The sequence below is a fragment of the Chengkuizengella marina genome (assembly GCF_009910845.1).
GTDB lineage: Bacteria > Bacillota > Bacilli > Paenibacillales > KCTC-33759 > Chengkuizengella > Chengkuizengella marina.
Map to the genome: position 1 here is coordinate 1 of NZ_SIJB01000041.1, position 14,202 is coordinate 14,202.

Consider the following 14,202-nt stretch of genomic DNA (forward strand, 5'->3'; position numbering starts at 1 on the left):
CAACACAAGGTCCTTTTCCCATTTTTTCAGTACATACGGTTTATCATCACGATAGTAAAACTCGTCTGATACCGTTCCATCCAAGTTTGATGCTAGTTTTGTTTCAATGTATATATAGTCATTGTTTTGTTGTTCGAACGGTTGGACTGAATCCCCTATTGCTAACATAGGGTTTTTAAATATGATTTTTGACGGATTGTTTGAATTACCTAACCAAAAGCGAATTAAGTTCACACCTGATGGAATTGCAAAAGTTTTTATTGTATCTTCACCGGTTAATATTGTTGTATTCGGTGTTATTATCGTACCGTCTGTTTTATAAGGAGTAAAATACACGTAAGCTATGTCGTCAATTTGTTCGACTGTGTAAGAAAAAGTGTACTCCTGATTCGGCATAACAGGAACATCAACATAACTTGATTTCCAATTTCCTATTGCATTTAACTCCAATTCATTGGGTGTAATCACAGCAGCGTCCTCATGTAAGTTCCACTCTGTAAATGGTGGTAATAGATTCTTCCCTACCTTTGTAATCACAGGATTCGTCAGATGTTTTACCCCTTCTATATATGGGAACTTCTCTGCTAGTTTATCCCCTGTCCATTCGGGGTCTACGTCTATTTTTGCGTATTCTTCCGCTGTGATTTCATAGACTCTTGTTTTATCAAAATAGACTGAATTGACTGCTCCTACATCAGAGTAGTTATAATGGATAATATCAAGATTTTCGGTTTCCGGGACTAACACTGTAACATAGGCTGTTTCCCATTCTTTACTTTCAGTTATATATGCATTTAAAGTTTTAACTGCTGTTTGGTCATATACAGTAAATCTACCGACAGCACTCTCACCAGAACATTTCAACATTGTTAAAGCCAAAATATACTTATCGTTAATAGAATTACCTAGCTGTAACTTAACACCTCTCGAAGTGTATGGATCGTCAACATTAGAATCAATTTGCAATGATTTCCCACCATCAACACTTTCTTCATCCGTGTTTTTTACAGCGCCTTCTTGTAGATTGAAGGTACTTAACCCATCGGGGATACCATCCCCACTTGTATCCTTTTCAAAATCTCCATAATTACAACCCCAATTCACCAATGTCCTGCCTTTTATATTTGGAACCATCGGTGTTGCTCTATCTGTCTCCACAAGGTTCAATCCAGTATTTAAAGCGACTTCTTGACGGTCAGATTGTAGCTGCTGCTCATGAACCTCTCGGATTAAATCCCCTGCTGTTTCTCTAGAGAGTCCATCAGCCCCCAGACGAGCATCGATAACCTCATTATCTTTCCCTGTGATTTGTGAAGTGAGTACGTTCCCAACTCGATCATTGACGTGTTCAATAGCTTGTTTTACGTTTGTTCCTTCCACCGTACCTGAGTAAGTGATATGTTCAGCATCATGAGCTGTAGTGCTGTTCTTATGCTCATTATCTCGATCTATACTAGCTTGTTCAATTTCGATCATCCTCTGTGATTGTTCGGCTAAATCTTCATCGGTCTTATCAAAGTTTTCATTTAATTTCTCAGGAAAGGTTAAATCCATATCAAATCCTAGCTCTATAAATCTTCCCATGTGTTCATCTCCTTTCTAATACAAATATCTGTGCTTGAATACAAAATCTATTGTCATATTCGGGGTGGATGCTGTGAATTCAAAAGCATTGTCGCCTTCTGCCAATTTAGGAAACATTCCTGTGAAGGCGTATAAAGCATTCGATCCATTTAGAAGTATGCGAGATGTAGCGCAATCCATTTCCAGTACATCGTCACTATTTAATGATAAATCTAGCAAACTAAACCCTTCCTGTGTAGTGTCATTGGTCATCACAATGTTTGATCCTTTACCCGATATGCGAATCAATGGTTTTACTTCCATATTCCCTGCATGATAGACATTGAAGTTTGTAACCTCATTTGTAATCGAAAACGAATATGGACTTCCTGCTCTCAAGCCTTGACCAAAAGTGTATCCTTGTCCAAACTGTAATGGTTCTGAGGTATCCGTAACTGAATAAGCAAATGGATCAAAAGCTTTAAGGGGTACCGTAAATGTTCCAAATTGTGCTACTCTCTCAATTGGGATTGTTCCATTGAACTTTACAAAATATTGTTTTCCACTGGAACGATTTAATACAAGGGGTTGAATCCCTTTTCTTGGATTAAACATACTTGCTATGGCTGACAATTTTGATTGAAATGTAACTTCATCACTTTCCATCATGTTGAAAGTCAGCTCAATCATTCTCGCTCCAAATTCAGTCCCTAAATCGAGTATTCCGTCATAACCTGGTATTTCTTCTTCTATTTGTCTTGTGGTAGGTAACAAGGGTATATCTGCTTTTGTGAGTAACAATCCTAATGATTCAAATGATGTACCGCCAATATTACCCCCACCCCTTAGATCCATTACCGATCACCCCCTGCTCGTAGTCTTTGTGCTGCAATTTGTTGCTCGTTAAAGTATGATTGAACATCTGCTTGATCTTCAAGTCTTACGTCACCTTCGTGTGCAACTAAAGGTGCATTAAAATTGTTTATCGTCTGCCCTCCGACTTGTTTGTTTGAACCCACCGTTTCAACTAAATGTTTAATTTGACTTGGTTGTAATATGACCTCTCCTCTTTGAAGGATAGCGACTAATTCATCAGGCATTAATTGATCCTCGATTCTAAAGTTCATCATATCCGCAATACCACCAGTATGATAGACTCGATCTCCGTTATTATCATACCAAGCGCCATCATTACCACGATCCCAACCCTGTGATTTACCTAGTTTTTCATTTTCTTTTGCTAGACGTTTCTTTTCACTATCACTAGCATGATGCCAAGCTTCGGAGTTATCTTTCATTTGATCTATAACAGAATCATTTGAGTTACTAGATGAATTCCTTCCAGATGACGAGCCTCCTCTACTAGAAGATGATGAAGCACTAGGAACATCCTTTAATTCGTTAATCATTTTATTGTAATCATCAACAAAATCTTCAAGATCATCTAAGATATCTTTATTACCATCTGCATAAAAGTCTAGTCTACTATCCTGCAAATCAGCTTCACCATTTTTAAGATCGTCTACATAACGTAAAAAAGCCTCCTCTAAATCATCATATTGTTTTTCGACATCTCTTCTTTTATCTTCAAGTGCATGGAGCTCCTCGTCACGCTTGTTTCTAAGTAGTCGCTTCTCCTCGTCTAAATCTAGTTTTCTAAGCTGTTCTTTAAGATTAGCAAGTTTTTCAAGTCCTTCTTTAGATGTGGATTGTTCGTATTTCTCTATTTCTTCAACAAGCTTTTTTCGTTGGTATTCGTACTCTTCCTCGTTCATTTCATCGAGTACTAAATCATAATAATCATTAATTTTGTCTCTTTTACGATCAATAGCATCTAGTTCAGCTTGTTCTTGTTTTCGAATATTCCATAAAACAGAATCTGTTGAATCTTCAATCGCTTTAACCCTTGCTCTTTCCACTTCCTCGACTTCTTGAATTCGTTGGTCATTCAATTCTTGTTCAACTCTAAAGAATTCTCTCTCAGCTTGCTCACGTTCCTCTGTGCCTTCCAAGTATCTATCTTGTACACGTTGCCAAACTGTTCGTTCATCTTCAAGAGATAGTCGTTTAAAGTATCTTTCACGTTCAATCCAATCAATAGAATTTTGGAAACTATCAGCATACATTTCACCTTTTAAGCGCTTGATTTCTAAGTTAATCATACGTTCATCTTCAACGTTTTTACTAAGGTATTTCGCATGGTTAACCTTCAACTTCTCTAGCGCTTCTACCTGTTGTTCTTCGGTTTGGCTATACATTTCAGCAACGTACTGGATTGTAGAGAGTGCGGTTTGAAAGTTTTTGGATCTTAAGTCACTAGCGATTTCTGCTGCTGTCTTTTCAGAGGTCGTTGTGTTCGTATTTATGTTTACTTCTTGATCGGGCAACTTTAAATAGTCTCCTGACTTAATAGAAGCAATAGACTGATCTATATCATTTAATGCTGCCATTGTTGCATTCTTTTGATCTTGTAATTCCTTTTGTCTCCGTTCACCCCATGCTTTTTGCGCGCCAGTTGCTAAATTTAACCCTTTAATCCCTGCTGTAAATGGATCTGATTGTATAAGTAGTTGATTAGCTTCGATTTGTTTCTTAATTAGTTTTAGCTTTTCTTCAGTGCTTTTTCGCATCTGTTCAAGTTCTAATCTCATACCTGCTGTCTTAGTATCAAACAGGTTCTTTTCTGAGGTAATTAGTTCCTCAATAGCATCCTTATTGATAATATGATACTTACCTTCTTCATCTAAATCTTCAATTAAACTCGGATATTCATTTTTTAACTTTTGGACAACATCACGTAACTCTTGCTTTTGAGACGTTGTTAAGTTTTCCTTATCGATTAATTCTTCATATTTATTAACTAATGACTCCACTTCATCAATATGTTTTGAGGTCGCTGCTCCTACTTTTAATTCTTCGTTTTTTAGTTCCAGTAGTCCAGGAATGGAATCATTAACTTCACGGTTTAAATCTTCTAATACTTTTGGTGCATCATCAGGTGTATTGATTCCTACTGTAGATAACGTTTCATCAAGTTCCTGTAACTCGTTATTTAATCTCCCTATTCTAGCAATGTCCTCAAAACTAGTTTCACCTAATCTACTTCTTCCAGAACTTTCAGGTTGTTTTCTTGTTTCTTCAAGTTCAACCTGTATTTCTTTTCTTCTTTCTAATAAATCATTTATTTTTTCAACATCATCCTTCAGATTTTTAACGTCCTGTGCTGATCGTTTTAAAGGTGACTGACTTAATTTTTCATTTAACTCTTCTTGGTTTTGAGAAAACTTCCATACAGATTCACTAGCTTCATCAGTTGCAGACTTATAAGCTAATGTTCCTGCTGTAATTCCAAGGAATGATATAGCAGCAATTGTCCACCCTATGGGGCCCATTGCTATGTTTAAAGAAACAAAAGCTGCTCTTAATATTGCCACTACAGTTACCAAACCTGTTAATGCTGCTGTTAATGAGGTTACGGTTACAATTCCTGCTGTCAATCCTGCTATAGTCGCTTTATTTTCACTCGCCCACTCTGCGAACCCTTTAATTAATGGTTTTAACGTTTCCATGATGTCTTGTAAAACAGGTAAGTAAGCCTCGCCTAGTTCTGCTCTTGCCATTGCTAATGTTTGATTAAATGTAGCTTGTGTGCCAGCGTACCCCTGCATAGCTTTATCTGCATTGCCAGCAAATAGTTTTCCATCCTCTAACATACCGTTATAGGCTGCCTGTGCTTTTTCTGCATCCGTCAAAGTGGCAGCAGACTTCCCAATCGTTTTAGCGTACCTATCATACATAACAGATAAATTTGTTGTGATCCCTACTGCATCTGTTAGCGTACTATTTCCACTTTTAATCCCTCGGATAGCTTGTACTACTGCTTCACCCCATTCAAAATGACTCTCACGATTGTAAGCTGCTGCATCAGATAAAGCGTTAATTAAATTAATAGATTCTTCTAATGTATAGCCTGTTGCAAGGGCTGTTTTAAGTGCATCCGATGCTTCTTGTACACTCATAAACCCTCTAGCCACTAAATCATCCATTGCCTTTGTAACGGTATCTGTATCATGGTTTAGAGCCTTACTCACTTCAATTAACCCCTCGTAACTAATCGCTAGTTGTGCTGCTTCATCAGCAAGAGATTTTATAACCCTTATCATCCCTTGTAATGCATATCCAGTCCCAATAGCTGTAAGAGCCGTTTCTAATCCTCTGAATCTTCCTTCTGCTGTCTTAGTCTCTTTCTGAGTGTCCATGATCTCACGTTTTACTTTTTCTATTTGCTTGCTGTCTGCCCCTACTCTTCGGAGTTGTGTTTCAACAAGTTTTAGTTGTTTCTCTAAAATTTGAGGGTTTGTTGCTCTTAATTCTGTTTGGATTTTACGAACTTCTCTGCCACCTAAACCAACATCCATAAGCGATTTAGAAAGTTGTTGAAAGTCTCGCCTAGACTTCTTCACTTCCTCGGACATGGTTTTCATTTCTGTCTTAGATTTTTCTATACCCGTTTTAAAATTTTGTGCATCTAGTTCTAGTTTTGCTTTTATCGCTCCAACGTCTGTTGCCATCTATCCACCCCCAAACTTTTGCTTAAATCTATCAAAAGCAGACCTATCAAATTCTTGTTCTAGGACTTCTCCAATATCTGCTGTCTCTTTCAAACTTTGTATAAATCGTTCTGCATTCTGTTTTTCCATATAAGGAACAGAATTTAGTTGGATTTGTTTTAAAGTCTTTATTGCACCCTGTTTTTCTAGCTGCAATAGTATAAAAGGTAAATCGATCATGTAATATTCTTGTTCTAATTGCTTTTGAGTTATATTTAACTTCAACGCTGAAAAGATCAGCCATTCATCTAAAGTTACTCGTCTTTGTTGCCGTCCTTGACTCCCTGTTTCATACTGTCTAGGACGGCTCGGAAGTTTTTTACACTTTCCTGTAGATCATTCTTTTTTATGGTTTTATAAATAAATGTAGTTAGTTCATTCATATCTGCATTTTCTTCGATGTACTTAGCATCTAAACCTGCGATTACTGCAACCATTTCAACTGCTTCATCAATAGCCATTTCTGCGCCCACTATCAAAGTAGAAGAAAAATCTTTTGTACCTTTGACTGCCAAGATATTTAAAATGATTTGCGGTAATGATTGAATATTATCAAACATCAACTTCCACTTCGAAATTGTTAGTTTAGGTATCTCAACGTTTTTATTTCCAATTTTCACTGTGTCTTTTTTAAATATCATTTAACTTCCTCCCCATTAAAAAAGATGGGGATTCCTCCCCACCTTGTTATTAAACTGCTGTTGGATCACCAAAACCTACTAACTTACCGTCTGCATCTGGATATCCTTTGAATGTTACATCTGTAACTAACTCATTGTTGTAATCATAGGTGTAATTCAATTTTGCTCTAGGTGCTGCATTATAAATTGTGATCATATCATCATCGGTTGTATTCTCTGCTAATGGTTCGACTGTCACTGTTTTAGCATAATCTAACAAACTAATGACCTTATTTGCATATACATCTACCCTAGCAGTACCCACTTTTTCAGAACCAGGTAAAACTAAGGCTAAGGCTTCCAAATCTTTTCTAGTCATTGGTACTTCTAAGGATACTTTTCTTCCAATTACAACCTCATCCACTGGTGTATCACCTGTTTGATCCCGATTCAATTCCTTTGTTGTTTCCTCATACATAAATTTAACCCCACCTTTAGTTGAATCTAGTACTAATGGTGTGCCATTTATATCGAATGTAACCTTACACGCTCCTAAATGGATGGTGTCTTTATCTGTTGGCATATTATCCCTCCTAAATCATTGTTAATGAAAAATTAACCGAATATAACGGTCTATCATTCTCATCTTTACCAATAAAAAATGGTACCGACTGATCCGCTAGGCAAATCACAATTCGATACCCTTCTATCTCAAATTCTTTACGTTGGTGAAAGAACTGAAATATTTCATTTGCTTTTTGTTCTGTTTCTTTGCCCTCATTCTTCCCTCCTCTTATAATCACTTGAAATGATGGACGTTTAAGGCTTGTCCATTCACTGGATGCATATCCCCCATCAAAACGTAAATATGCGGTTTGATCAGGAGAGTTGATAGGGAAATCATTAACAAAGTAGTTATAGATGACCTCATTTTCAAGATATTCAGCAAGGGATTCTATTGAAAACATTTATGATGTCTCCCTTCTAATCTCATTTGCCACATCACTCATATATTTTGCATATTTTGCTTTTAATGGACGTGATAAAAATTTCGGTGTTGTTCCTGGTGTAGATGGATTTTTAAATTTCCCCATTTCATGAAGTTTCAAAGCATAGTTATATTTCCATCCTGACTTTGTGGTTGTTGTAGCTGTATAAATAACTTCTGCGGTGACTGTATTCCCTCGCACAAAAACCTTAACCTTTGCTGACATCCGTAAGTTACCAGATTTTTTAGGTGCTAGTTTTTGGGATTCTTTCAATAGATCATCTGCTGCCTTTTGCATCCCATCTATGGCTCTTTCTCTTATGTTTTTCTCTGCTAAATTCAAACCTCGTAACAACTGTGAGGTATCTAGTTGAAAATCCATTACACGTACACCACTGTCATTCGCACTTTTGTACTGCTTTTTATCGGACTAATCTTTTCAGGAGTACTTTCTTGTTTGTTTCCATTGCAATCTGTCCATAGAATTTCATCATGAGATTGGATATCTACTGGACCATAAAAAAGTATCTCTGCTATGGATGTGACTTCCTCGCCATGATCGTTTGTGATTACTTTTTTTTCTTCTTCTATTCTGCAGCTATAAGTTATCGGGTTAATTTCTAGTGGATTCCCCCATTTATCAGGTGTATTTGAACTTTTTACAGTGCATTTCTGATTAAATATACGTCTCATCTAACCGCCCTCCCTATATATGGACCAATTAAAGCCAACACTACAGGAGGTAAATCATTTGACTCGCCTTGAATAAAAGTGACTGAATATTGATTTCCAATCCGTTCAGAAGCCTTTCCCCACTCTTCTGTGTAAATGACTTTGGCTAGAAACAAACAAGCTTGTTCTAATGATTTTGGGATATTATCTTCATAACCGGCAGTATACTTAATTTCTATATTTCTCTGGCCTCGTTCCCAACAAGAATCCCGAAACAATATCCCTTCCTCGGGCATGATTTCATAATCATTTACCTCTTCTTCGGTCATTTTCACGTAATCTACATTAGTAATAGGATAATTTTTTGTAAATAAATGATCCCAGTCCGTTCCACTATGTTTTTCAATATACTCTTGTATTTCAAATTTCCTTCCACAACGTTTTTCAATAATTTCTGATGCAGTAGTTAACAGAATAGATAATTCTTCATCTTGACTTACGTCACTATTAGGAATCATCAGTATTTTTTTGAGGCGTTCAACACTTGCTAACACTTGCCCTCACCTCAATCATTTTTTTTGGTTAATTCCTTTAATCTAGCAAATGCCTTTTCCTTCCCTTTCACTTTTTCACCATTAGGCAACTCATAATTACCGCCTCCAACATGTTTAGGACCTTCAAATTGTTCTTTTTCAGTTAATTTTTCTTCTTTACTGAGGTATCCTAATTTCTGAAGTTCCTCGATTCTTTCTTTTTTGTCTGAAGTAAACATGTCACCTTTTTTATAAATACTTGTTGAGTATTTATCTCTAAAATCTTTAATTACTTTACTTTTAATCATCTTGCTCCCCTCCTTTGTTCAATGAAAAGGTGAGAAATTATTCATTCTCACCTTTATTGATTAACATATTATTTAATTAAACTTCAGGAACTACTTTTGCGATACGGAAAGCAGATTTAAGCTTAATTTTATGGTCAAAATAAGCAGTCAGTACAAATAATTCAATCCCTTTATTTACATCTTTATCACGATCATATATAAAGCTAGGATCATAATTGAAATGAGAATACTTAAAATCCCCAATAATAGGATCAACTGCAGAATCACAAAACTCTACTGGTTTACCTAACACTTGTTCAGGAGGCGCATTATAGAGCGTTGTATTTCCGTTAGCAAGAGTTTCTATAATATCAAGGTAATCAGAATAACGCATCGTAATCGAAGTATTTTCTCTGAAATCTTCATGAAGATCTGCAATGGCAGCTTTAATAGACTTGTATTTAGTTTCACCAGATATTTCTGTAATAGAAACATTGTAAAAAGACATTTTTTCTTCACCAGCTTTTGGGGTTACTGCAAAAGCTACTTTCTTTTCTTTAGCAGCTAAACCACTTTGTAAAGCACGATCTACAGTTTGTACTAAGTTTGTATCTGTTCCTGCCAAAATAGTTTCAGAAACAGGGACTTTTACTTTGAACTTATGTCTACCAAATGCAATTGAATCGCCGTCAGCTTTAATTTCTTTTGCTGTTTCTTCATCGTTAATAAAATCATCATCATCAATTGTGAATGTGATTTTAGGAATTTCCAGATTTGATATTCCTGTGTAATCGGAAAGTTTTCGTAATGGATTTTTTACAAATGGCTCATGCAACAATTCATTCGTTACCGTTTTAGGTAACAGCTTTTCCCCTCCAGTTGCGTTATTATCCCCAAGAGCAGCCTTTGTTTCATCTGAGATCGTACGATTACGGATCGTTGACCTAATTAATTCTGCTTTAGCAGCTACAATACGTGATTTAGGATCATGACTAGATAAATCAGGATTCATTTTTGAAGAATTAGCATTCATTTTAGCTTTTAATTTTGCTTTTTGCTCTGTTTCTAGCTCATCATGCTGCTCTTTTAATAAATCAAACCGCTCTTTTACATCCTTTTTTTTGCTTTTTAAGCTCTGAATCTCTTCTATAGGTATTGTAGGATTTGCTGCTTTTGCAGAGATGTCTGACTCGATCTTTTTTAATTCACTTCCAACTGTGGCTAAACTTTCTTTTAATTCATATAAAGTCATGTTTATATCCCTCCAAGGATTAAATTTAATTTTTGTATACTTACTTCTGACTCCTTCTTGATCTGTTCTCTTACCTGCTTTTCTTCCTCTGAAATACCCATTTGATATGATTGATTTGCAATTTCTAATAGTTTTTTAGGTGTATTTTTGTATTTTGCAAAGAATTCTGTGTTTACACTTGCTACTAAGGTCTTTTCTTCCTCTACTACATCACATAACCCATAGTCATAACACTCTTTAGCCGATAACCAAGTCTCATTATCTAGCATACTTATTAAAGTATCCCGATCTAATTTCTTTCCTGTTTTAGAGAGATAAGAGACAATCATACTTTCTCTTGTTTTGTCTAAAGCCTCAGCTTCTTTACTTAATTGATCAGCATTTCCCATGATAAACGTCCAAGGATTATGAACCATCATCATGGCATTTACGGGCATAAAAATAGTATCCCCTGCCATTGCGATGACACTTGAGATACTCGCTGCTATTCCATCAATATGAACATTTATTTTTGCTTTATGTCTTTTTAAAATGTTATAAATGGCATTCCCTTGATAAACGGATCCACCAGGTGAATTCATATACAGATTTAACGTTTTTATACCCCCTAAACGATCTAGGTCTTCTTTAAAACTTTGTGCTGTCGTATCCGTATCATCCTGATAAGATGAAATTTCTCCATAGATTTGCATTTCTCCTGTGTTGTAATCAATCGCTTTTACTTTCCAAAACTTTTCCACCCTCACTCACCCCCTTTCGTTCTTTTGGATCCATTTCTAATGGATACATATCCCCACTAACCCAAAGTTCATCTGCTTTACCACCACGTGGAGGTAAGTCCTCCCACCTTCTAACCTCATCCCTACTTAACCAGCCATCTCTTAATCCATTATGATAAAGTGCAGTTCTTGCAGCAGTATCCCCACGTAATAATGCTCCGACATTAAATTTAAAATAATATCCATTACGTCTTTCATGTTCATTGAGTAATTTACGGTTAAATTCTTGTTCATACTGGCGAACAATGGGCATTAATGTAAGTTGAACAAACACGCGCATTAACTGCTCACTACTTGAATAACTTTGACCTTCAGTATCATTCAAAAAAGTGACTGGCACATTATAAACATTCGCCACTCGTGAACGTGTGATACGTTCCGATGTAAATGTATCTGCTGGAATATACTTTCTTTGAATCTCACTGATCTCAACACCTGGTTCTTGAAACAAAATACCTCCATTGTGTTTATAAAACCGTTTGAAATCTTCAATAACTCTATCACGCTTTTCTTGATCCACATTTTGATCGTATTTTAAAATAAAAGAGTTGGCTGCACTTTGCATTTCATTAAGACTGAACTCACGAACTGCTTTGTCATATTCACTTGTATTAGTCAGGACCTTAATCGGATTGATTCCTTTTAAACTTCCAGAACCAACAATGTGCTTAACATGTATGATACTTAAGTTATGAAAGTAAAAGGTTCCATTGTCCCCTATCACCTTATACCATAACTCTCCACTGTCTCTATCAAAAACAGGTTCGACATAAGTTGAAATTAAGGGAGTCATACGTGTAACTTGCCCTCGAATATCTCGTTCAATCATTGCATAAGCATTTCCAGTTTCATTCCGCATAGTTTCTAAATTCCTAATCAACTCAAACGAACTCATAAATGAATTAGGAGAGTTAATAAGGACATCAGACGCTGAGTTCATTACTGTGTCATAATTTTGATGTAGTTTTAATGGTAAGAAAGCCATACTATTTGATAATCTTGAAACAACGCTAAAAATAGTTTCATTTGTTGCAAGTTTTGAATTATCTGCACCCCAAAAAATGCGGCCAAACCAACTTGAAAAATCAAAACCTTGACCTTTCCATCCTGCAACTGCACCTGAAATAGCGCTTTTGAATCTTTTAAACCAATGCAATTCTTCACCACCTTTCTTAATCCATTAGGTCCTTTATAGATACCACATTTATTTTTCCATCACCTTTAGGTGCAACCAACATTTTCATCACCTCAAAATGAGCATTTAAAAAAGCCGCAAAACCGTCTATTTTACGGTAGCGACCTTGTTTTTTAGGTAACCAACTTCCATTTTCATTTTTTTTTAACTTCACGTTATTAATGTACCATCTGAATAGCTTATTTTGATTAAATATCACTTTTCCATCAATAAACATAGCCTCTAAATCTCTTAGAACAGGGGTTAAAGTCAAAGCTCCTTGTCTAACAACCACAGTTTTAAAACCGAAATTCTCTAGGTCCTTAATGATTCTAAAAGCTTTGGCGGGATCATACATAATTTTTTGGATTGAGTAGATCTCAGATTGTCTTACAAACCATTCATATACAAGTTCCAATTTGATGTATTCCTCATCAACGATTGTCAAAAGTCCTTGTTCTGCTAACCCCAAGTAATCAATCTTTTCATTATTTGCTAATACCTTTTTTTTAGGTACCCAGGAATGAGATAAAGCAAAAACATCAGCTGAATCAAGAGGAAATTCAAGACAGGCACTTGTGAAATCTTCTGATTCTGAAAGATCAAAGCCTCCAATACATGGCACCCCCTTTAAAGTTTCAATGTCCATAACTTTATTATTTCGTTGAATGACCTGATAATCTAAATAGGACTGTTCATCTGATTTTACGAATATATTAAAACGCTTTGTTATAAAGTCATTCTTTTCTGCAGGAATCCGTTTTGCTTTTTTCCAATCCTCTATCATATCTTGTAAATGAATCGATATACCGAGATTAGGATTTGCCTTGATCCACATTTCAGGTTTTTCAAACTCCCTTTCATCATCTAAACTAGCAAGATAATAAAAGGTTCGTTCATCTTCTATAAGACCATTCAATACATCGACACCTTGTTCATAATAATCTACTAATGGACCATCTAATTGATAGCCTGCAGTGGTAATATAGATTAATAAAGGTTGTTTCCTACTTCCTCTAGAGTTTTTAATGACATTGATTAATTTGTAGTCCTTATATTCATGGATTTCATCAAAAATACCAAGGTGAGTATTTAGCCCATCCAACTTATCACTATCCGTTGCTTGTGGTTCAATTTTAGAAAATGTATTATCATAATGAATAGCATCCCTTAATGTCCTGAACCTTTTCTTTAACTGAGGTGAAGATTTAATCATTTTCTTAGATTCATCAAACAATAATCTCGCTTGTTTCATAGAATTTGCTAATAAAACAACATCGGCACCTTTCTCATTGTCTTTACTACAACCATAGTTTGCAGTTCCTGAGATCATTGTCGTTTTTCCATTCTTTCTACCTACAAATATGATACATTCTCTAAATCTTCTTAGTCCTGTACCCTTATGAACCCATCCATATATGGAACCTAGAGCGAAGTGTTGCCAAGGTTGAAGTATTAACTGCTTAAAATCACCTTTAGATGGTTTGCAGAAACTTTCAATAAAACGTATGGGTCTAAGTCCTGTTTTTTCTATAAAAATGTATGGAAAATCATCATTTCCTTGTCTTTTTAGATCATTTAAGTGCCTTTTACAAGCTAAAATAACTTCTTTACAAGCTATGATTTTACCTTTCACTACCTGTTCTGCGTACCAAGTAGTTAGAAGCGATTGAGCAGGTTTTATGAGCACATTGAGAGTCCCAGTATTAGAAATCTTCGAATCC

The 14,202-nt window shown here is 35.8% G+C and carries 14 protein-coding genes and 1 pseudogene; all 15 read right to left on the reverse strand.

The features are described 5' to 3' along the window. Positions 1-1,584: pseudogene (locus ERL59_RS17735) on the reverse strand (hypothetical protein); the annotation flags it as partial. A gap of 15 nt (positions 1,585-1,599) precedes the next feature. After that, positions 1,600-2,418: a phage tail domain-containing protein gene (locus ERL59_RS17740; protein ID WP_160647582.1), complete on the reverse strand. Its 819-nt coding sequence runs from the start codon at positions 2,416-2,418 to the stop codon at positions 1,600-1,602. After that, entirely contained in the window at positions 2,418-6,134 is a 3,717-nt protein-coding gene (locus ERL59_RS17745; protein WP_160647583.1) for a hypothetical protein, read from the reverse strand. Before ERL59_RS17745 ends, ERL59_RS17740 begins: the two co-directional genes overlap by 1 nt. Continuing rightward, complete coding sequence (locus ERL59_RS17750; protein WP_160647584.1) at positions 6,135-6,398, reverse strand: hypothetical protein; 264 nt, start codon at positions 6,396-6,398, stop codon at positions 6,135-6,137. It lies immediately after the preceding gene. Positions 6,399-6,427: 29 nt separating this feature from the next. Beyond that, complete coding sequence (locus tag ERL59_RS17755; RefSeq protein WP_160647585.1) at positions 6,428-6,814, reverse strand: hypothetical protein; 387 nt, start codon at positions 6,812-6,814, stop codon at positions 6,428-6,430. A gap of 49 nt (positions 6,815-6,863) precedes the next feature. Next, on the reverse strand, positions 6,864-7,376 hold the full coding sequence (locus tag ERL59_RS17760) for a hypothetical protein (protein WP_160647586.1): 513 nt from the start codon (positions 7,374-7,376) through the stop codon (positions 6,864-6,866). A gap of 10 nt (positions 7,377-7,386) precedes the next feature. Then, positions 7,387-7,761 (reverse strand): minor capsid protein, encoded by a 375-nt coding sequence (locus ERL59_RS17765; protein WP_160647587.1) that lies wholly within the window; start codon positions 7,759-7,761, stop codon positions 7,387-7,389. Next, the gene (locus ERL59_RS17770) at positions 7,762-8,163 is read right to left on the reverse strand and encodes an HK97 gp10 family phage protein (RefSeq protein ID WP_160647588.1); all 402 of its coding nucleotides are present in this window, start codon (positions 8,161-8,163) and stop codon (positions 7,762-7,764) included. Next, positions 8,163-8,474, reverse strand: a complete 312-nt coding sequence (locus tag ERL59_RS17775; RefSeq protein ID WP_160647589.1) for a hypothetical protein — start codon at positions 8,472-8,474, stop codon at positions 8,163-8,165. Before ERL59_RS17775 ends, ERL59_RS17770 begins: the two co-directional genes overlap by 1 nt. Then, entirely contained in the window at positions 8,471-9,007 is a 537-nt protein-coding gene (locus ERL59_RS17780; protein ID WP_160647590.1) for a head-tail connector protein, read from the reverse strand. Before ERL59_RS17780 ends, ERL59_RS17775 begins: the two co-directional genes overlap by 4 nt. Positions 9,008-9,018: 11 nt before the next feature. After that, positions 9,019-9,294 carry a hypothetical protein gene (locus ERL59_RS17785; RefSeq protein ID WP_160647591.1) on the reverse strand — a complete coding sequence of 92 codons (276 nt, stop codon included), beginning with the start codon at positions 9,292-9,294 and terminating at the stop codon, positions 9,019-9,021. Between the two features lie 76 nt (positions 9,295-9,370). After that, positions 9,371-10,525 carry a phage major capsid protein gene (locus ERL59_RS17790; protein WP_160647592.1) on the reverse strand — a complete coding sequence of 385 codons (1,155 nt, stop codon included), beginning with the start codon at positions 10,523-10,525 and terminating at the stop codon, positions 9,371-9,373. A 2-nt stretch (positions 10,526-10,527) separates the two neighbouring features. Then, positions 10,528-11,265 carry a head maturation protease, ClpP-related gene (locus ERL59_RS17795; protein WP_328699977.1) on the reverse strand — a complete coding sequence of 246 codons (738 nt, stop codon included), beginning with the start codon at positions 11,263-11,265 and terminating at the stop codon, positions 10,528-10,530. Next, positions 11,234-12,460 carry a phage portal protein gene (locus ERL59_RS17800; protein ID WP_160647594.1) on the reverse strand — a complete coding sequence of 409 codons (1,227 nt, stop codon included), beginning with the start codon at positions 12,458-12,460 and terminating at the stop codon, positions 11,234-11,236. Before ERL59_RS17800 ends, ERL59_RS17795 begins: the two co-directional genes overlap by 32 nt. Positions 12,461-12,476: 16 nt before the next feature. Next, positions 12,477-14,192 (reverse strand): terminase large subunit, encoded by a 1,716-nt coding sequence (locus ERL59_RS17805; RefSeq protein ID WP_160647595.1) that lies wholly within the window; start codon positions 14,190-14,192, stop codon positions 12,477-12,479. Positions 14,193-14,202: the final 10 nt, after the last annotated feature.